General features: G+C 64.2%; 20 protein-coding genes, 1 tRNA gene, 2 pseudogenes and 1 other annotated feature. Of the genes and pseudogenes, 12 read left to right on the top strand and 11 right to left on the bottom strand.

Annotated elements, in window-relative coordinates:
- The 3 genes and pseudogenes from D2V17_RS21375 to pal all read left to right on the top strand — a co-directional run.
- A pseudogene (locus tag D2V17_RS21375) lies at positions 1-452 on the top strand (TonB C-terminal domain-containing protein); the annotation flags it as partial.
- The gene (gene tolB / locus D2V17_RS11795) at positions 452-1,873 is read left to right on the top strand and encodes a Tol-Pal system beta propeller repeat protein TolB (protein ID WP_119593089.1); all 1,422 of its coding nucleotides are present in this window, start codon (positions 452-454) and stop codon (positions 1,871-1,873) included. The pseudogene D2V17_RS21375 and the gene tolB, both read left to right, overlap by 1 nt.
- 81 nt (positions 1,874-1,954) lie before the next feature.
- Positions 1,955-2,470: a peptidoglycan-associated lipoprotein Pal gene (gene pal, locus D2V17_RS11790; RefSeq protein WP_119593088.1), complete on the top strand. Its 516-nt coding sequence runs from the start codon at positions 1,955-1,957 to the stop codon at positions 2,468-2,470.
- A 1-nt stretch (position 2,471) separates the two neighbouring features.
- Here pal and D2V17_RS11785 read toward each other — a convergent pair whose 3' ends face one another.
- A complete protein-coding gene (locus D2V17_RS11785; RefSeq protein WP_147367376.1) occupies positions 2,472-2,651 on the bottom strand; it encodes a hypothetical protein in 180 nt (59 codons plus the stop codon).
- Between the two features lie 156 nt (positions 2,652-2,807).
- On the opposite strand from D2V17_RS11785, the gene D2V17_RS11780 reads away from it, so the two are divergent.
- Positions 2,808-3,341, top strand: coding sequence for a J domain-containing protein (locus tag D2V17_RS11780; protein ID WP_119593093.1), 534 nt, complete (start codon positions 2,808-2,810; stop codon positions 3,339-3,341).
- Between the two features lie 85 nt (positions 3,342-3,426).
- Here D2V17_RS11780 and D2V17_RS11775 read toward each other — a convergent pair whose 3' ends face one another.
- From D2V17_RS11775 to pdeM, 4 genes are all read right to left on the bottom strand, one after another.
- Complete coding sequence (locus D2V17_RS11775; RefSeq protein WP_119593086.1) at positions 3,427-4,536, bottom strand: GGDEF domain-containing protein; 1,110 nt, start codon at positions 4,534-4,536, stop codon at positions 3,427-3,429.
- Positions 4,537-4,728: 192 nt separating this feature from the next.
- Positions 4,729-5,364, bottom strand: a complete 636-nt coding sequence (locus D2V17_RS11770) for a hypothetical protein (protein WP_245978688.1) — start codon at positions 5,362-5,364, stop codon at positions 4,729-4,731.
- Positions 5,365-5,457: 93 nt separating this feature from the next.
- Positions 5,458-5,979 carry a translation initiation factor IF-3 gene (infC, locus tag D2V17_RS11765; protein WP_119593085.1) on the bottom strand — a complete coding sequence of 174 codons (522 nt, stop codon included), beginning with the start codon at positions 5,977-5,979 and terminating at the stop codon, positions 5,458-5,460.
- Positions 5,980-6,077: 98 nt separating this feature from the next.
- Positions 6,078-6,782 (bottom strand): ligase-associated DNA damage response endonuclease PdeM, encoded by a 705-nt coding sequence (pdeM, locus tag D2V17_RS11760; protein ID WP_119593084.1) that lies wholly within the window; start codon positions 6,780-6,782, stop codon positions 6,078-6,080.
- A gap of 137 nt (positions 6,783-6,919) precedes the next feature.
- On the opposite strand from pdeM, the gene hemF reads away from it, so the two are divergent.
- From hemF to D2V17_RS11730, 6 genes are all read left to right on the top strand, one after another.
- A complete protein-coding gene (gene hemF / locus D2V17_RS11755) occupies positions 6,920-7,774 on the top strand; it encodes an oxygen-dependent coproporphyrinogen oxidase (protein ID WP_119593083.1) in 855 nt (284 codons plus the stop codon).
- Between the two features lie 102 nt (positions 7,775-7,876).
- Entirely contained in the window at positions 7,877-9,805 is a 1,929-nt protein-coding gene (locus tag D2V17_RS11750) for a M1 family metallopeptidase (RefSeq protein ID WP_119593082.1), read from the top strand.
- Between the two features lie 199 nt (positions 9,806-10,004).
- Positions 10,005-10,562 (top strand): CHAP domain-containing protein, encoded by a 558-nt coding sequence (locus D2V17_RS11745; protein WP_191229168.1) that lies wholly within the window; start codon positions 10,005-10,007, stop codon positions 10,560-10,562.
- Positions 10,563-10,721: 159 nt separating this feature from the next.
- Positions 10,722-11,216: an outer membrane protein gene (locus tag D2V17_RS11740; protein WP_119593081.1), complete on the top strand. Its 495-nt coding sequence runs from the start codon at positions 10,722-10,724 to the stop codon at positions 11,214-11,216.
- A 158-nt stretch (positions 11,217-11,374) separates the two neighbouring features.
- Positions 11,375-13,456, top strand: coding sequence for a RelA/SpoT family protein (locus tag D2V17_RS11735; RefSeq protein ID WP_119593080.1), 2,082 nt, complete (start codon positions 11,375-11,377; stop codon positions 13,454-13,456).
- Positions 13,453-13,827 (top strand): VOC family protein, encoded by a 375-nt coding sequence (locus tag D2V17_RS11730; protein WP_220474110.1) that lies wholly within the window; start codon positions 13,453-13,455, stop codon positions 13,825-13,827. The genes D2V17_RS11735 and D2V17_RS11730 overlap by 4 nt, the downstream gene beginning before the upstream one ends.
- A gap of 7 nt (positions 13,828-13,834) precedes the next feature.
- Here the strand turns inward: D2V17_RS11730 and D2V17_RS11725 are convergent, their stop codons facing one another.
- Genes D2V17_RS11725 through D2V17_RS11715 form a run of 3 tightly spaced genes read right to left on the bottom strand, consistent with a single transcriptional unit; the run spans position 13,835 to position 15,537 of the window.
- Positions 13,835-14,155, bottom strand: a complete 321-nt coding sequence (locus D2V17_RS11725; protein ID WP_119593079.1) for a DUF1905 domain-containing protein — start codon at positions 14,153-14,155, stop codon at positions 13,835-13,837.
- Complete coding sequence (locus D2V17_RS11720; RefSeq protein WP_119593078.1) at positions 14,152-15,096, bottom strand: peptidylprolyl isomerase; 945 nt, start codon at positions 15,094-15,096, stop codon at positions 14,152-14,154. The genes D2V17_RS11725 and D2V17_RS11720 overlap by 4 nt, the downstream gene beginning before the upstream one ends.
- 36 nt (positions 15,097-15,132) lie before the next feature.
- On the bottom strand, positions 15,133-15,537 hold the full coding sequence (locus D2V17_RS11715) for a metallopeptidase family protein (RefSeq protein WP_119593077.1): 405 nt from the start codon (positions 15,535-15,537) through the stop codon (positions 15,133-15,135).
- A gap of 108 nt (positions 15,538-15,645) precedes the next feature.
- Between D2V17_RS11715 and D2V17_RS11710 the strand changes: the two genes are divergently transcribed.
- Positions 15,646-15,736, top strand: a tRNA-Ser gene (locus tag D2V17_RS11710).
- Between the two features lie 157 nt (positions 15,737-15,893).
- The gene (locus D2V17_RS11705) at positions 15,894-17,180 is read left to right on the top strand and encodes a tyrosine-type recombinase/integrase (protein WP_119593076.1); all 1,287 of its coding nucleotides are present in this window, start codon (positions 15,894-15,896) and stop codon (positions 17,178-17,180) included.
- On the opposite strand, the gene D2V17_RS11700 is transcribed toward D2V17_RS11705, so the two are convergent.
- The 3 genes and pseudogenes from D2V17_RS11700 to D2V17_RS11690 all read right to left on the bottom strand — a co-directional run bounded on the left by D2V17_RS11700 (position 17,177) and on the right by D2V17_RS11690 (position 18,984).
- A complete protein-coding gene (locus D2V17_RS11700; RefSeq protein ID WP_119593075.1) occupies positions 17,177-17,374 on the bottom strand; it encodes a DUF5818 domain-containing protein in 198 nt (65 codons plus the stop codon). The genes D2V17_RS11705 and D2V17_RS11700 overlap by 4 nt on opposite strands.
- Positions 17,371-17,718 (bottom strand): annotated as a pseudogene (locus tag D2V17_RS11695) (lytic transglycosylase domain-containing protein); the annotation flags it as partial. The pseudogene D2V17_RS11695 and the gene D2V17_RS11700, both read right to left, overlap by 4 nt.
- Positions 17,719-17,755: 37 nt before the next feature.
- A protein-coding gene (locus D2V17_RS11690) for an IS3 family transposase (protein WP_119592530.1) occupies positions 17,756-18,984 on the bottom strand; the annotation gives its coding sequence in 2 pieces (ribosomal slippage) (positions 17,756-18,696 and positions 18,696-18,984; 1,230 coding nt in all).
- Positions 18,587-18,703 (bottom strand) — a sequence feature (AL1L pseudoknot). (Overlaps the previous gene by 117 nt.)
- Positions 18,985-19,034 lie beyond the last annotated feature (50 nt).

The raw sequence follows: 19,034 nt of genomic DNA, 5'->3' as shown, positions 1-19,034 counted from the left end.
GGCCAACCTCTCGCGCAACCCCCGCGCCAAGCCCGACGCCGAGCACCCGCCCGACCTCGGGCGGCAGCCGCATCGGGGCGGACTTCCTCGAAGGATCGAGCGCTTCGACCGGCACGCGCGGATCGCCCGCCGCTACCTTCGGGCAGACCGAACGCGCCGCGCTGTCCTCGGCGATTACCCGTGCGCTGCGTCCCAACTGGACCGCGCCCTCGGGCGTCGATGCCGATCAACTGGTGACCGTGGTGGCCTGGAAGCTCAACCGCGATGGCACCTTGAACGGTCAGCCGCGCTGCATCGGCCAGCGCGGTATCACCGACAGCAACCGCCCGCAGGCGCAGCTCCATTGCGAACGCGCGATCCGTGCGGTGCAGCTCGCCAATTTCTCCAGCCTGCCAGAACAGTTCTACAGCCGCTGGAACGACCTCGAATGGGAATTCGACCGGAGATTGTGATGAAAACACCGTTCCTCCTGACTGTCTTTTCGCTGCTGCTCTCTGCCCCCGCCGTGGCGCAGTCGAGCGGCGACCTGCTGCCCGATCTCGATCCGGCGGGCATCGGCGCGCAGCCGGTTGTCACCACGATGGACGACAACGGCGAGAATGGCCCGCTGCGCGGCACCGTCACCGACGATTCGGCCTGGCAGGATACCGGCATTGCCATCCCGGCCTTCGCCACCAACCGCGAACAGCCGACGCCCGCGAACTCGTCTGGCACCACGGCGCTGGGGCTGGATCTGGCCCGCGTGGTGTTCAACGATCTGCGCAACAACGGCCTGTTCCGCCCGGTCGGCCCCGATGCGCTGCCGCGTCCGAGTTACGAGCAGATCACCGCGCCGGCCTTCTCCACCTGGCAGGGCCGCAGCGCCGAAATGCTGGTGCAGGGCTATGTCCGTGCCGGTGCCGACGGGCGGCTGACGGTCGGCTGCTATCTTTACGACGTCGCGCTTCAGAGCGAACTGGCGCGCGAGGGCTGGGTGGTCCTGCCGAGCGAATGGCGCCGCGCTGCGCACAAGTGCGCCGATCTCGTCTATTCGCGGCTTTCCGGCGAAAGCCCGTTCTTCGACAGCCGCATCGCCTATATCGCCGAGACCGGCCCGAAGGATAACCGGATCAAGCGGCTGGCGATCATGGACAGCGACGGGGCCAACCATCGTTTCATCACCAATGGCCGCTCGACCGCGCTGACCCCGCGCTATTCGCCCGACTACCGCAAGATCGCCTATCTCAGCTACACCGACGGCAACCCGCGCATCTATGTCTACGACATCGATACGCGCGAGCAGGTGCTGGTGACAGAAAGCAGCAACCCGACCTTCGCCCCGCGCTGGAGCCCGGACGGACGCTGGATTCTCTATTCGATGGCAAGCGGCGGCAACACCGACATCTACCGCGTTTCGGCGGCTGGTGGCGGCAGGCCGATTCGCCTCACCGATAACCCCGGCATCGACGTGGGCGGTTCCTATTCGCCCGATGGCACCCAGATCGTGTTCGAAAGCGACCGTTCGGGGGCGCAGCAGTGCTACGTCATGAATGCCGATGGCTCGAACCAGCGGCGCATCTCGTTCGCTTCGGGCCGCTGTGCCACGCCCGAGTGGAGCCCGCGCGGCGATCAGATTGCCTTCACCCGCATCGCCGGCGACTTCAACATCGCGGTGATGACGCCCTCGGGCGGCAACGTGCGGGTTCTGACCGATGGCTGGCAGGACGAGGCCCCGACCTGGGCACCCAACGGCCGGATCATCCAGTTCTTCCGCTCCGAGCGCGGTTCGGGCGATTCGAGCATCTGGCAGGTCGACCTGACGGGGGAAAATCTGCGTCGCCTGCAGACCCCGGTGGGCGCATCCGACCCTGCCTGGGGTCCGGTCTTGCCTTAGTCACAAGACAAAACTAGCTTGCCGGAGTAATTACGGCATGAAAGACTTCCGGCGACTGTCGCCATTTTAGGAGCCTATAGGATGAATCGTATTGTCATCGCGCTTACCATGTCCAGCGTGCTCGCTTTGGGCGCCTGCAAGAAGGAACCGCCCGAGGTAATCCCGCCCGCACCGCGTGATGTCTCCACGCCGGCGCCGACTCCTGCGCCCACCGCGCCGCGCGGTCCGCAGCCGGGCTCGCAGGCGCACTTCTCGTCGGCCATGGCCGGGTCGGACACGATCTACTTCGACACCGACCAGTACAACATCGACGCCACCGACATGGCCGCGTTGCGCCGTCAGGCCGAGTACCTGACCCAGTACCCGTCGACCCGTGCCACCGTTGAAGGTCACGCCGACGAACGCGGCACGCGCGACTACAACCTTGCTCTGGGTGAGCGCCGCGCCAATGCTGCGCGCGCCTATCTGGTCAGCCTCGGCATTGCCGAAAACCGTCTGCGCACGGTGAGCTATGGCGAGGAACGTCCGGTCGACACCGCGTCGACCCCGGCGGCCTGGGCGCGTAACCGTCGCGCGGTCACGGTGATGATCGACTAGTTCAGCGAATGGAGGGGAGAGCCGGCACAAGCTGGCCGACCGCGGGCGCGATGGCACTGGCCGTCGCGCCCGTTTCTCTGTGCGACTGGGGCGAGGGCGGCTCGCCGATCTGCGTGAAGAGCGCGAACAATGCCATCGCCAACACCGATGCGGTTGCCGAAATGGTCAGTTGTTTGCTCACGGTATGCACCTCGCGGCGGTTGTCTCACCCCGCAGATAGGCGACAGCCTCTCTTTTGCAACGCAGCATAATGCATCATTTTGTAACGCTGCGTGCCTTCGCAGATTTCCGTAGAGGCGGGTTTCCGCCCGAGCGCATTGTGCCTATAATGGTCAGAATGAGCCGCGCACGCCGATCGAACGACTGGGGTTTCCCTCGCTGGCGCGGCTATGAGAGCACGCGCGAAGCCGCACAGGTGCGCCTGTGTGACCGCCATGGTTGCACCGAGCCGGGCAAATGCCCCGCCCCCAAGAGCCCGAACAGCCCCGACCGCTGGTATTTCTGCGAGAAGCACGCGGCGGAGTACAATTCGAAATGGGACTATTTCGAGGGACTGAGCAAGGAAGAGGCGGCGAGCCGTGCAGGCCGCGAGCAGCGTGAGAACGCGGGCTATGCCGAAAGTGCGCACTATGGCTGGGGCGGCAGCGGCGATGGCAGCCGCAGTCAGGACGAGATGCGCGCGCTCGAAGTGCTGGAGCTGGAGGGCGACGCCGATTTCGAGGCGATCAAGCGCGAATGGCGCGCGCGGGCCAAGAAGGTGCATCCCGATGTGAAGCCCGGCGACAAGGAAGCCGCCGAGGAGTTCCAGAAGCTGCAACTGGCCTATGAAGTGCTGAAGTCAGCCGAAGAGCGGCGGACCTGGAAGGGCTGAGGCCGAACAAGGCCAGAGACCTCCCAGAATTGGGCTATCTCTGGTCCGCTCCTCACGCCGCAGCCACCGCCCGGCAGGTGGTTGCTCAGGCCACCTCGACCCGGTTCCGCCCCGCTTCCTTCGCACGATAGAGCGCTTCGTCAGCGCTGCGCAGCGCGCTCGACAGGTCGGGATGGGCGAACACGTCGGTCAGCCCGCCGGAGAAGGTGACCCCGCCAATCGCCTTGCCCGATACCTTGTCGACGAAGTGCCGCGCCGCAAACCGTTCGCGGGCCGCGTCCAGCGCCGCGCTGGCCCCCGCAAGGTCGAGCCCGCGAAACAGCAGCACGAATTCCTCCCCGCCGTGGCGAGCCACGTGACAGCTGTCGGAAATCCGGTCGAGCGCCTGCGCCACCGCGCGGATCACGCGGTCGCCGGTGTCATGCCCGTGGGTATCGTTGACGGCCTTGAAGAAGTCGATGTCGCACAGCGCCAGGCACAGCGGTTCCATTTCCGCCTGCGCGGCCATCCATTCGCTCTTGAACACGTCCTCGAACGCGCGCCGGTTGGGCAAGTTGGTCAGGTGGTCGATGGTGGCATCGCGGCGGGCCTTGGCGAGGTTGCGGCGCAGGTCGCGTGCTTCCTCGTCGCTCTTCTTCATCTGCGCTTCCATCTCGCGCGTGCGGTCGAGCATGGCGCGAGCCACCTGTGCGAGGCTGGCGACAACGTCCTCTTCGGAGGTAGAGTTGGCGACCATCTCGGTCTGCTGCGCCAGTTGCGCGCCATAGTCGCTGGCTGCCTCCTGCGCGCTGCGGGTGCTTTCGCCGAAACGCTCCATCGAACGGTCGAGTTCGCGCGCCAGACGGTCGAGGTTGGACGAGGTGGTGTCGGTGGTGTCGCTCCCGGTAATCTGCTGGTCGAGCCAGCTCTGCGTGACCGGCTCGCCCGCTTCTTCACGCTCGATGACCTTGTTGGCGAGGCGCAGGTTGGACTTGGTCATGATCGCGTGGGCCCGCAGCAGGTTGTCGGGCGAAACGGGCAGATCGTGGCGCAGCAGAAATTCGGTGATGTCTTCCAGCAACCGGGCGCGTTCGGTGATGCGCGAATTGCCATGCCGGTGGCGGTCGTTCGAGCGTGTGCCCAGACCGAACAATCGCCACAGGCGCGTGCCGCCTGCCTCGTCTTCTCTTACGCCAATGCGCGACTCATGTCCCATGTGCAGTCCCCATATCTGCCTTACCCGGCGGGGCTTAGTCAGCTTGGGCAAAGGTCAGCCTTGGCGGGAATAGGTATTTTCCCTTATTCGCGGGTTAGGCCACTGCTCCGGCAGGTGTCGACGATCAGCGCGGCTCGGGCAAGGGCGGGCAACAGCCCGAAGGGGCGGTCGTGCATCAGAACCGCAGCGGCACTAGTGCGTCTGGGTCAGATCGATTTGCGCGACGTGCCAGCGCAATTGCTCTTCGCTTGCACCGGGAACGTCGTTGACCCGGCGCAGAACCAGCGCGCCTTCCATCCGGATCGGGCGCCCGTTGGCGTCGGTGGCGGTGATTTCCGCCTCACTGGTGTAGTATGACGAGCCTGCCGCGCCTTCCATCTCGCCGCCCGGCACCGACACCGTGATGTCGCTCAAGCCGTCGAACAGGGTGTTGAAGGCGGCCTTGCTCCAGCGCTGTTTCGCGCTGTCGTCGAGCATGTCCCAGGCCTGATCGTACTCGCGCAGTTCGATTGCGCGCGCGAAGAGCAGCAGCACGTTGCGCGCGCCCGCCTCGGTGTGTTCGAGGTCCATCGCCAGCGGCACTGGCGTAAGATCGGGGTAGTGCTCATTGATGCCCGAGCCATCGGTATAGCCCGGGGGAGGAGCCGGATCATCCGAGCTCCAGAGAAAGGGCGAGGTGGGGGTGGGGGTGCTGGCCGGCGTTGCCGGGTTGCTCTTGCCCGGCACAGGCCCCCCTTCGCCGCAAGCGGCAAGAGCCAGCGTCAAAGCCGGCACGGTGGCGAGCCAGAGCGATCCGCTCGCCTGCCAAGGCGAAAAGGCGGGTGCCATACCCCGCCAAACCACCGCAGCCCGCCGATTGTTCCCGGAAGAAGCGGCGGGCCTGCCTACATCACGCTATCTCAGGGCCTCGCCCGCCAAGCATCACTTGGGGGCAAGGACCATCAGCATCTGGCGGCCTTCGAGGCGCGGATAGGCTTCGACCTTGGCGTCTTCCGCCATGTCTTCCTGCACGCGCTTCAGCAGATCCATGCCGAGGTGCTGGTGCGCCATCTCGCGACCGCGGAAGCGAAGCGTGACCTTCACCTTGTCGCCGTTGCCGATGAACTTGTGCATCGCCTTCATCTTCACGTCATAGTCGTGATCGTCGATGTTGGGACGCATCTTGATTTCTTTGATTTCCTGCGTCTTCTGCGTCTTGCGCTGGGCGTTGGCCTTTTTCTGCGCTTCGTAGCGATGCTTGCCGACGTCGAGGAACTTGCACACCGGCGGATCGGCGTTCGGGGATACCTCGACGAGGTTCAACCCGAGCTCGTGCGCCTGCTCGATCGCTTCGTTGGTGTACATCACGCCAATGTTTTCGCCCTGATCATCGATCACGCGAACCTTGTTGGCCTGGATGAAGTTGTCATATTTGGGGCCGGACTTCACCGGCGGTGCCATCATGCGGCGGGGTGGACGGGGTATGGGTTTTGCTCCTGCTATGGCGTCGGGTCGATTTGTTTGGAGGCTATGTAGGCGCGTTCGGGCCGAAATACCAGAGGCTAGGCGGCGTCTCTCCAAAGCGAAAACCGCGCCAGTTTGCGCCCCGCCGGAACCAGTGCGTCGATGGCGCGGGCGGGCTGAAGTGCCCGGAGAATCGCCGGGTCGGCGGCGTTCATCCCGCCGGTGAGCGCGCCGAAGGCGGGCAGGATCATCCGCCCGGCCCCTTGCGCATCCTCGCTCACCACCGCGCAGGGACGGCGGATGTGGCGGTGATGGACCTTGAGCTGGAGTCGCGGGTGGAAATGGCCGGAAAGTTCGGGCCGTACCTCGCCGCGCCGCGCCTCGTGGCGCAGCACCATGCCGGCGACTTCCAGCTCTTCGGCCATGGTGCCGCCGTGGCGCGCTTCCATCGCCGGATCGTGGTTGCCGGTGATCCAGACCCAGTCGGTCGCCCGTGTGAGCGCAGCGAGCATTCCGGCGGCATGGTCCTCCAGCCGGGTTGAGCCCGCCGAATCGTGGAAGTTGTCGCCGAGGCAGAACACGCGCCTTGCGCCCGTCTCGCGCACGGCCTCGGCGAGGCGGCCCAGCGTCTCGCGGCTGTCGTAAGGGGGGAGGAACTGGCCGTGCCTTGCGTAAAAGCTTGCCTTTTCGAGGTGGAGATCGGCCACCAGCAGCGCCTGCTCGCGCGGCCAGAACAGCGCGCGGCCCGGCAGCAGCACGAACTCCTCGCGGCAAAAAGGGAAGGCGAACGAAAGGGGAACCATTGGGTGCTGATGGCAAGGTCTGACCTTCATTTCAAGCTCCGCGCGCCCTGAGCTTGTCGAACGGCGGTCTTTTCTTCTAGGGCTGCGCCGAGAGTGAAGGACGATCCTTCGGTAAGCTCAGGATGAGCGGAGGTTTTATGGTTTGGACCGAGCAGACAAACGCAGCCCGCACATGGTTCGAAGCCTTGCGGGACCGCATCTGCGCCGAGTTCGAGGCAATCGAGCGCGAGGCCGGGTCCGGCGCTGCCTTCGAATACACCCCGTGGGATCGCGACACCGAAGACGGCTCGCACGGCGGCGGCGGTGTGCAGGGCAAGATGAAAGGCCGTGTGTTCGAGAAGGTCGGCGTCAACGTGTCGACCGTTTCGGGCAAGTTCGCGCCCCAGTTCGCCGCCACGATCAACGGCGCCTCCGAGGAGCACCCCGAATTCACCGCCACCGGCATCAGCCTCGTCGCGCATATGGCCAATCCGCACGTGCCCGCCGTGCACATGAACACCCGTTTCCTCACCACGCAGGCGGCCTGGTTCGGCGGCGGGGCCGACCTCAACCCGCCGATTGAATATGTCGAGGACACCGAGGCCTTCCACGCCCGCCTGCGCGCGGCCTGTGCGGCGCACAACCCGACCTATTACGAACGCTTCAAGAAGTGGGCTGACGACTATTTTTTCATCCCGCACCGCAATGTGGCGCGCGGGGTGGGCGGCATCTTCTACGACCACCTCGAATGCGAGGATCTGGCCGCCTTCGAGCGCAACTTCGCCTTCACGCGCGACGTGGGCGAGGCCTTCCTCGACGCCTTCCCCAGGATCGTGCGCGAGCGGATGGACACGCCGTTCACCGAGGCCGACAAGGCCACGCAGAAGGAATGGCGCGGGCGCTATGTCGAGTTCAACCTCGTTTACGACCGGGGCACGCTGTTCGGGCTCAAGACCGGCGGCAATATCGACGCGATCCTGATGAGCCTGCCTCCCGAAGTCACCTGGAGCTGATTGCAAGGGAGCTGATCGCAGAGGGATGACAGCAGACCTGCCTTTGCTATAGTTGCCGGTGAAACTGGCTGCCGGTCGCGGGCGGCTGCTCCGGAGAACTTCATGCGCCTGTCCTGTTCCGCCGCCCTGCTGGCCTTTGCTCTGACCGCCTGTTCGACCAGCGATGGGCCAGCGGACGAGCACCTCGTCGCACCGATCCTGACGAGCGCCGAGGCGCAGGACGAATATACCTGGGCCCGCCCCACCGAGGCGCGGGTCACGCACGTTTCGCTCGATCTGGCGCTCGATTTCGCGGCACAGCAGGTCGGCGGGACGGCGACGCTCGACATTGTCGCGGCGGATGATGCGCGGGAGATCGTGCTCGATTCCAACGGTCTGCAAGTCTCCGCCGTTACCGATGGCGCGGGCGAACCGTTAAAGTTCACCCTCGGTGAGAACGCCGATGGCAGCGAAAAGGGCGAGCCGTTCACGATCACCTTTGCCGAGGACAGCGGCGCCGTGACCGCGCCCGAGCAGATCGTCGTCACCTATAAGAGCGCGCCCGGCGCCGAGGCCTTGCAGTGGCTCTCGCCCGAGCAGACCGCCGGCAAGAAGCATCCGTTCCTGTTCAGTCAGGGGCAGGCGATCCTCAACCGCAGCTGGATTCCCACGCAGGACAGCCCCGGCATCCGCCAGAGCTGGGATGCGCGCATCGCTGCGCCAGCGGCGCTCGGCGTGGTGATGAGCGGTATCCGCCGGGGCGACGCTGAAAGCGGGCCGGACGGCACCAAGATCTACACCTTCGAGATGGAGCATTCGGTTCCGCCCTATCTGATCTCGATTGCCGCAGGCGACATCGCCTTCGCGCAGCTGGGCCCGCGCACCGGCGTCTGGGCCGAGCCTTCGGTGCTTGAGGCGGCGAAGGAAGAGCTGGGCGATACCGAGGCCATGATCGATGCGGCCGAAAGCATCTACGGCGACTATCGCTGGGGCCGCTACGACATGATCGTGCTGCCGCCGAGCTTCCCCTATGGCGGGATGGAAAACCCGGTGATGACCTTCCTCACCCCGACCTTCATCGCGGGCGACCGGTCGAACACCGGCCTGGTGGCGCATGAACTGGCGCACAGCTGGTCGGGCAACCTCGTCACCTATGCCAGCTGGCGCGATGGCTGGCTGAACGAGGGCGTCACCTCCTATATCGAGAACCGCATCACCGAGAAGGTGTTTGGCGAGCTGCGCGCCGAGCAGGAATATGCGCTGAGCTATGCGGCGCTTGTCGGCATGATCGAGCAGGAGGGCGAGAACAGCCCCGTCACCGCCATGCGCACGCCGCCCGGCACCAGCCCCTTCGACACCGCGAGCGAGGCGATCTACGACAAGGGCACCGTGTTCCTGCGCACCGTGGAGAGCATCGTCGGGCGCGAGAAGTTCGATCCGTGGCTGCGCAACTGGTTCGACAGCCACGCCTTCCAGCCCGCGACTTCGGAAATGTTCCTCGCCGACATGCGCGAGAACCTGCTGAAGGGTGACAAGGCGCTGGAAGACAAGCTGATGCTTGACGAATGGGTCTATGGCACCGGCCTTCCCGGCAACGCGCTGAAGCCCGATCCGAAGGCCTTTGCCGCTGTGGATGCGGCGGTTGCCGCCTATGCCGACAGCCGCGACCTTACGGCAATCGAGGCTGAGTGGCCCAAGTGGAGCGCGGCCGAACAGCGCCGCTTCCTCGAACGCCTGCCGGAAGAACTGTCGCCAAGCGAACTGGCGGGGCTCGATACCACGCTTGGGCTGTCGGGCACGCGCAATGCCGAGGTGCAGTTCCTGTGGCTGGATGCCGCGCTGCGCAATCGCTATCAGCCGGTGGTGCCGCAGGCCGAGGAGTTCCTCACCCGCGTGGGCCGCAACAAGTTCGTCTCGCCGCTCTACGCGCAGCTGATGGCGCAGGACGAATGGGGGCAGGCCATTGCCAGGGCGCTCTATGCCCGGACGCGCGGCGGCTATCATTCGATGACGCGGGGCAGCGTCGACAGGATCGTCGGCTGGACCGAATGACGATTCGCTAAGGGGAGCCCGGCAGCGGCGCTATCCGCGCCGGGTTTCCGTGAAACGGGCGAGCCCTCGTGTGGTTCCCCGCTCGCAAGCGTCGAACCGTTTGCCGAACGCGATGGCAGGAGCCGGGGCAGGGTTTCTGCCGGCGTGTTACAGTGTATCAGTGCGGCCCAGGGTAAACAGACCGAGGGTCGGGTAAGTCATGATCGCAAGCATCGGGTTCCTGCGGGGATCGAACGGGATTGGTGTCTTTCTGCGTCGTCCCTGGCTCTGGCCACTGGCTCTTCTGCTTTCGGTGATGGTGGCCCAGCCGGCTCAGGCCCGCCTCCAGTGCGTGCCCTACGCCCGCGATCATTCCGGCATCGAACTGCGCGGCAATGCGCACCTGTGGTGGGGCGCGGCTGAAGGTCGCTACGAGCGCGGACAGGAGCCCGAAGTCGGCGCCGTGATGGCATTCCGTTCGAGCCGCGCGATGCCGTTGGGGCATGTCGCTGTGGTCGCTCAGGTGATCGACGAGCGGCATATCCTCATCGATCACGCCAACTGGTCAACCCCCGGCGGGATCGAGACCGGGGTGCCGGTGGTCGATGTGTCCGAAGCGGGCGACTGGAGTGAAGTGCGCGTGTGGTATGGCCCGAGCGGCAGCCTCGGTTCGCGCCATAACCCGGTTGCCGGGTTCATCTATGCAGGCAGCGCGCCGTCGGTTCAGCCGGTCATCACCGTGGCGCAGGCCAGCTTGCCAGACAATATCGGGGGCTGATCGTCGCGCAGCCAATCGCGCATCGATCAATGTGATATTTTCGCAACACGAACTGAGCATTTTTGTTGCAATAGAGCAACGCTTCCTTGTTGTGCATGTGGGCCCTGTCTAAGCGGGCCGCCCCTCCTTGCGAGGGGGTACAACAGGAATGACAGAATAATGAAAAGTATTGCGTTTTTTGCCGCCGCTGCTGCGACGCTGATCGCCACCCCGGCGTTCGCACAGGGCACTGCTGCCTCGTTCACCGGCCCGCGCGTCGGCGTCGAGATTGGCGTGGCGGACGATGATTTCCTCGGCACTGAAGAAACCACTTACGGTTTCAATGCCGGCTACGATTTCGACCTCGGCAAGGTCGTGCTCGGTGCGACCGTCAATTACACCGACGTGTTCGACGGCGACGACATCGACTTCCGCGAGCTGGGCGTTGGTGCCCGTGCCGGTGTGAAGGTCGATCCTTCGGCGCTGCTCTATGCCACGGTCGGCTATTCGGATATCTCGGTTTCGAACCTGAGCGTGGATGGCGTCAAGCTCGGACTGGGCGGCGAAGTTGCCCTCGGCCAGCATCTCTATGCCAACCTCGAAACCCGCTATGCCAGCTATGACTTCGACATCGATGTCTATCAGACTGTCATCGGCGTGGGCTATCGCTTCTAGGCGCGAGTACCGGTTTTGACCGCTGCTGTGGCAGCGGCAGGCCTTGCGGGCCGCACCCGGTGATGGGTGCGGCCCTTTTGCATATGTTGGCCCGATAACACTTCAACTTACAAAACGGGCTTGCTCAACCCCGCGCCAAACCGCACATCTGCGCAGATATGCTCCGCCAATATGAACTCGTAGAGAGGGTCAAGGAATACGACCCCAATGCCGACGAGGCGCTTCTCAACCGCGCCTATGTTTACACCGTGCAGAAGCACGGCAGTCAGAAGCGCGCCTCGGGCGACCCCTATTTCAGCCATCCGGTCGAAGTGGCCGGGCTGATGACCGACCTCAAGCTCGACCAGCAGACGATCATCACCGCGCTGCTCCACGATACGGTGGAGGATACGCTCGCCACCATCGAGGATATCGAGCTGAACTTCGGCCCCGAGGTCGCCCGGCTGGTCGATGGGGTGACCAAGCTTTCCAAGATCGAGCAGCTCACTGACGACGAACGCGCCGCTGAGAATCTGCGCAAGTTCCTGCTTGCGATGAGCGAGGACTTGCGCGTGCTGCTGGTGAAGCTGGCCGACCGGCTGCACAATATGCGCACGCTGCACCATATCTCGAAGCCGGAAAAGCGCCGCCGGATCGCGCGCGAGACGATGGATATCTACGCCCCGCTGGCCGAGCGGGTGGGCATGTACGAATATATGCGCGAGATGCAGCTGCTCGCCTTCGAACAGCTGGAGCCCGAGGCCTATGCCACCATCGTCTCGCGGCTGGAGCAGCTGCGGTCTTCCGATGCCGGTCAGGTCGACCGGATCGCGCTCGATTTCAAGCAGGCGTTGAGCGAGGCGGGGCTCGAGGTCGAGGTGTGGGGGCGCGAGAAGCACCCCTATTCGATCTGGAAGAAGATGGCCGAACGTCACCTGCCGTTCGAACACATCTCGGACATCATGGCCTTCCGCGTGTTGACCGACAATGTCGACGACTGCTACCGCGCGCTGGGCGTGCTGCATCAGGCGTTCCAGATGGTTCCGGGGCGGTTCAAGGACTATATCTCCACGCCCAAGACCAACGGCTATCGCTCGATCCACACCACGGTGTTCTACGACAAGTCGATGCGCTGCGAGGTGCAGATCCGTACCCGCGAGATGCATCGCACCAATGGCTTCGGCCTTGCGGCGCACTGGGCCTACAAGCAGGGCGGCAAGGTCGATGGGCAGGTCGGCTGGCTGCGCGACCTGATCGAGATCGTCGAGCAGAGCCACGATCCCGAGGAGCTGCTCGAACACACCAAGCTGGCGATCTATCAGGACCGGATCTTCGCCTTCACCCCAAAGGGCGCGCTGCACCAGTTGCCCAAGGGCGCGACGGCGGTCGACTTCGCCTATGCCGTCCACACCGATCTCGGCGCGCAGACCGTAGGCGCGAAGATCAACGGGCGGCACATGCCGCTGCGCACGCCGCTCGGCAACGGCGATGTGGTCGAGATCATCAAGGGCAAGAGCGCGCAGCCGCAGCTGCACTGGCTCGGTTTCGTGGTGACGGGCAAGGCGCGTGCGGCGATCCGGCGCTCGGTGCGCCTGCGTGAGCGGGCCGAGATTGCCGAGGTCGGCCGCGCGCTGTTCGACGATATCGCCAAGGAGATGCCGACCAAGATCGGCAAGAAGGCGATAGCCCAGGCCCTGGAGCGGCTCGACCTGCCGAACGAGGAAGCGCTGATGGAGGCCATCGGCTCGGCCAAATTGAGCGACCGCGCGGTGATGGAGGCGCTGGTTCCGGGCAGCACCGCCGACCTGCCCGAGGAGATGAAGCCCGGCCACGCGCTGTCGATCAAGGGGCTGACGCCGGGGGTGGGCTTTACGCTGGCGGAGTGCTGCCACCCGGTGCCGGGCGACCGCATCGTGGGGCTGCGCCATGCGGGCGAGAGCGTGGCGGTCCATGCCATCGACTGCCTTCAGCTGGCCAATGGCGAGGATATCGACTGGATCGACCTGTCGTGGGGTGAACGCTCACAGGGGGCGGTGGGGCGGCTGTCGGTGACGCTCTACAACCGGCCAGGTACGCTGGCCGAGATGGCGGGTGTGTTCGCCAAGGCCGGGGCCAATGTGATCAATCTCGAACTGGCCGAGCGCGACGAGCTGTTCCACACGGACATCGTCGATCTTGAAGTGCAGGATCTGGCGCATCTGACGCGCATTGTGTCGGCTCTCAGGGCAACCGACGCGGTGGCTCAGGCCGAGCGCGTATGAGCATCGGCATCATCGGCATAGATCATGTGCAGATCGCCATGCCGCCGGGTGAGGAAGACAGCGCGCGGGCGTTCTACGCCGACATTCTCGGGCTGCGCGAAGTGCCCAAGCCCGCCGACATGGCCAAGCGAGGCGGATGCTGGTTCACGGGCGGCGGCGCGCAGATTCATCTAGGGGTGGAGCAGGGCTTCGTGCCGGCGAAGAAGGCGCATCCGGCCTTGCTGGTGGGTGATCTGGCGCAGTTTCGCGCCCGGCTGGCAGAAGCGGGCGTGGCGAGCAGTGATGGCGGCGCGCTGGAAGGTTATGTGCGGGCGGATATTCACGATCCCTTCGGCAACCGGATCGAATTGATGCAACGTCTGGCCGACTAGGGGCGCGTTAGAGCAGTTCCAGCTCGACGGTCACTTCGCTACCCTGCACGATCCCCTCGGCCTTGCGGATCGCGGCCTTGAGCGGAAGGATATAGCCCTCGTCGCTCGCCGGGAAGACCGAGGTGTTCCACTCGCTGTCCCCGACGCGCACACGCACCTTGACCGAGCCGAACCCGCGCCCGCTGCCGAATTCGAGCCGCCGCATGGCCTCGTGCGCGGCGATGGCCTCGCCTGCTGCGCCGTCGATGGTGAGGAAGTGCCAGCTGCCGGGGGAGGTGGCGCTGGTCCAGAGCCACACTTCGCCGGTGTGGGTGAGGCTATCGCTCATTGGACGGGCCTTATCGGCACCTGCACGTTGCACACATCGACCCCGCCAGCGGGCACTTCGTAGAAGCTGTCATGCCGGTTGGCGCGCACTTCGACGTAGCGCGCGAAGCTATCGCTCGCGGTGTCGAGATATTCGTAGGCAGGCGGATCGGACATCTCGCTGGCGAGCCGCACGCTGACGATGGGCGTATCTTCACTGCGCTCGGCATAGACCCCGGCCTCGGCCGTGCCACGGGGGAGGGTGGACAGATATTCGATCCCCGCGATCACCCGCCCGACCACCGCGATGTTGCGATCGAGCTGGCGCGGAGCGTGGCCAATCACGGCGTAGAGTTCGCTGCCGGTGCCGGTATCGGGCGCAAGGTCACGCGCGACACCGACCGAGCCGTAGCAGTGGACGGGCCATCCGCTAAGTTGTGTGGTGTCGGCCGAAATCGCATAGGCGGTCGGCCAGCCATCGAAGAACTGAGCCCAGTCGGCATAGTTGTCTTCGAGATAGTCTCGGGGGTGCCATAGAACGATCTCGTCACCATCTTTGCCCCAAGTTTCAACGTAGGGGACCATCGGTGACACCACGCCCTCAGGTAGCGGCCCCGGATCCATGTCCAGCTCGGGATCGCCGCCGCCCCATTGCGCGACCCAATTATCGACCACGCGGTAGATGCTCTTGCCGTCCCACCAATGCGCGCGCGCAAGCGTCTTGATGTTCTCGACCCATGGCTGACTGAACGGCGGCGGCAGAAGCTGGATCACCACCCGGCGCGCCGAGCCGTCGGCGGCGGGCGAAAGTTCCATCACGAGAATGTCCTCGGGCGCGATCTGCACCCACTCCTCGGGCGTAGCTGCGGCAACCACGCTTCCGGGCGCGGGCGGCTCCTCCTGCGCCATGGCAGGCGCGGCGAGGGTAAGCAGGCTGGCGGCCATCAGGCGAAGAGTGATCATGGGCGCGAGAGTGCCACCCCGGCGCGCTTTGGCAAGCTACAAAACCTGGTCTTCAAGCGTGTGCATATCCGCATCGGACAATCCGAAATGGTGCCCGATCTCGTGGATCACCACGTGGGCGACAAGGTCTTCCAGAGTGACATCGCCGCGCTCGCACCATTCCAGCAGGATCGGCAGGCGGAACAACCGCACCCGTTCGGGCATGGTGCCAGAGTGGTCGATCGACTGTTCGGTCAGCGGAATGCCTTCGTAAACGCCGGTAAGCTCGTAGGCGCTTTCGATCCCGAGATCGTCGAGCAGGGCGTCTTCGGCGAAGTCCTCGATGGCGAGGTTGAGGTTGCCGAGCTGCTCGGCAAAGGCGGCGGGCAGGCGCGCGAGGGTCTGGCGCGCGATGGCCTCGATTTCCTGTGCGTCGGGTGCCTTGGCGAAAGTACGGATCATGGGCTTTTGCCTAGACTGCGCAAGCACGCTTGTCATCCGCCCCGCGCGCCGCTACGGCGACGCCCTTGTCCGACCGATCCCGCTTTCGAGCGAGGCTGGCAGACATGCGGAGCGGTGGCCGAGTGGTCGAAGGCGCACGCCTGGAAAGTGTGTATACGGTAACCCCGTATCGAGGGTTCGAATCCCTCCCGCTCCGCCAATGGCCCTTCCCGGAAAGCCCCAGAAACGCCTGTTTTCCTTGATTTTCTGCGATTTTGCGCTATTAGATGTTCTCTATTTGTTTCAGACATTCTCCCTCCATCCCCGTCGATTGGGGGCACCGTTGGGGGCACTGAAGCACAAATCTGGGGGCACCGATGCTCAGCGAAATTGCAGTCCGGCAGGCAAAGTCGAAAGACAAAGATTACAAGCTTTCCGATTCCGAAGGCCTCTATCTCTACGTCACCAAGACCGGAAAGCGCAGTTGGCGCCTCAAGTATCGGTTTGCTGGAAAAGAACGGCGACTGGTATTCGGTGCTTACCCGGAAATCTCGCTCAAGGAGGCGCGAGAAAAAAAGGTCGAGGCTCGCAAACTGCTGGCCGAGGGCAGGGATCCTGGCATCGAGGCAAAGAAGGAAGCAATCGGCCGCAGCCGCGCGGCTGCCAACACGTTCGAAGTGATGGCGAGAAGCTGGTTCGCACTGCAGGAGGACCGATGGACGCCTGTCCACGCGAATGATGTGATCACCAGCCTTGAGAAGGAGGTATTTCCGTGGGTCGGCGCGCTGCCTGTTGCTGAGCTTGATGAACCAATGGTTCTCACCGTCCTTCGCAAGATCGAGAAGCGCGGAGCAATCGAGACTGCGCACCGGGTCCGCCAACGCATGTCTGCTGTATTTGTCCACGCCATCGCTGAAGGCCATGGCACGCGTGATCCTGCTGCAGTTGTTGGCAAGGCTCTCAAGCCAGTGCCTCGCAGCAAGAAACGTCCAGCGATCCTGGATGTCGAAGGTCTGCAGGACATGATCCGCAAAACCGAAGTGGAACCTGCGTCGCCATTAACCAAACTTGCCTCTCGGTTTGCGGCCCTGACCGCCCAACGACTTGGCGCGATCCGAACCGTGGCATGGGAAGAGCTCGAGGAAATCGACTGGGAGAGCGGGGAACCTTGTCCGGAGGCTTTGTGGCGTATTCCGGCTTCCCACATGAAGCTCACCATTGACCTGAAGCACGACGAGACATTCGACCACCTTGTGCCGCTGCAACCTGAAGCAGTTTCCGTGCTAAGGGCCGCGCGGCGATTGACGGGGCGCGGTCCGCTCGTGTTCCCGAGCATTCGGAATGCCCGGGTGCCGATGAGTGAGAACACGCTGAGCTATTTCTACAACCGATGCGGCTATCAGGGTCGCCATGTTCCCCACGGTTGGCGTGCGTCATTCTCCACGATCATGAACGAATGGGCAGAGCGCAACGGGTCACCGGGCGACAGGTATGTCATCGACCTGATGCTGGCTCATATCCCGCAAGGCGTCTCGGGATCGGAGGGTGCATACAACCGCGCTGCGTTCCTCGAACGTCGTAGGGAAATTGCCATTGAGTGGGCTCGGATGATCTTTGGGTGTTTTTGCGAGCCAGGGAAGTTGTTGAGCTATCCCTCGCGCTAGACTGCACCAAGCCAATCGACGCGTAGTCGATCGAGACCGACAACCTCTCCTTCGGCAGTCACCTCGTTGCCGAAATGGTCGTTCGCGGGCTCGACGTCTTCGAGCACCCAATGATCGCCCGCCTCGGTTACGATGGTGAAGCCGCGTGGCAGTTGCTCGAGCCGTCCGCTGATACGTTTTCGATTCGTATTCATGAGCGACTATATGCCATCCAACGCTGCAAAACGCTCCTGACATATGCTGGCGTTTCCCGATTTCTCGGGATGCCACCCGCACGTGTGACGGCACCGGGACCGGCGTTGTAGGCAGCGAGCGCTAACTGGACATCGCCAAAGCGGTCCAGCATCTGCCGCAGGTAACGCGCACCGCCATCGATGTTCTGGGCGGGATCATGCCGGTTGCGAACGCCAAGCTCACGGGCGGTTGCCGGCATCAGCTGGGCAAGTCCGGCAGCGCCAACTGGGCTGATAGCCATCGGATTGAAACGGGACTCGGCCCAAACCAATGCCTGCATCAGTCCAGGCGGAAGACGATACTGAACCGCCCCGCGATTGCCGGAGGCCATTTGGTTTGAGTTATGCCGCCATCGGGCGTTCGTCCAGCATGGCGTAGTATCGTGCTTCGGCTTCGGCGGGCGGGATGTTGCCGATTGGCTCGAGCAACCGCCTGTTGTTGAACCAACTCACCCATTCGAGCGTGGCATGTTCGACAGCCTCGAACGACCGCCACGGCCCGCGTCGGTGGATCACCTCGGCTTTGTAGAGTCCGTTGATCGTTTCGGCCAAAGCGTTGTCGTAGCTGTCGCCAACGCTGCCCACCGAAGGTTCGATCCCGGCTTCGGCGAGACGCTCGGTGTACTTGATCGAGACGTACTGGCTACCGCGGTCGGAGTGGTGGATAAGACCGCCATGATGGACGGGCCGCCGATGATGGATCGCCTGCTCCAGGGCATCCAGGACGAACCCGGCATGCGCGGTCCGGCTCACTCGCCAGCCCACGATATAGCGGGCGAACACGTCGATCACGAAGGCGACGTAGACGAACCCGGTCCAAGTCGCGACGTACGTAAAGTCCGACACCCACAGCATGTTCGGCGCCGGGGCATGGAACTGCCGGTTGACCTGATCGAGCGGGCAAGGCGCCGCCTTGTCGCTCACCGTCGTCTTCACCGGCTTGCCCCGGATCACGCCCTGCAGACCAAGATCGCGCATCAGCCGCTCGACCGTGCATCGGGCGATGTCGAAGCCTTCGCGCTTCATCTGCCGCCACACCTTCCTTGCACCATAGACGCCGAAGTTCTCGGAGAACACGCGCAGCACCTCGGGCTTCAGGGCCTGATCGCGCTGGGCACGGGCCGACATTCGCGAGGGATCGCGCCGCTGCGCGACACGCTCGTGGTAGGTGGATGGGGCGATCGGCAAAACCCTGCAGATCGGCTCGACCCCGTACTCCTCGCGATGCTCGTCGATGAACCCGCTCATCGCTTCAGTGGGCGGTCGAGCTCCGCCTGGGCAAAATAAGCAGACGCCTTGCGCAGGATCTCGTTGGCCTGGCGCAGCTCGCGGTTCTCGCGTTCCAGCGCCTTGAGCTTGTCAGCCAGCTCGGACGGAACGCCAGCACGCATGCCCTTGTCGACCTCGGACTTCTTCACCCACTCGAGCAGCGTGTAGGCCGAGCAGCCAATCTTGCCGGCAATCGATGTCACCGCGGCCCAGCGCGAGGGATGATCCTTCTCGCTGTCGAGAACCATCCGCACCGCCCGCTCGCGAACCTCGGGTGAAAACTTGTTCGTCGTCTTGCTCATAGACCCTTCCTCTCAGGAGTTGGGGCCTCCGGCAATCGCGGGGCGGTTCA

Origin of the sequence: Aurantiacibacter xanthus (assembly GCF_003584015.1) — a bacterium.
Classification (GTDB): Bacteria; Pseudomonadota; Alphaproteobacteria; order Sphingomonadales; family Sphingomonadaceae; genus Alteraurantiacibacter; species Alteraurantiacibacter xanthus.
Note: the sequence above shows the minus strand (reverse complement) of the source record. Positions and strands in the feature narration are given on the sequence as shown.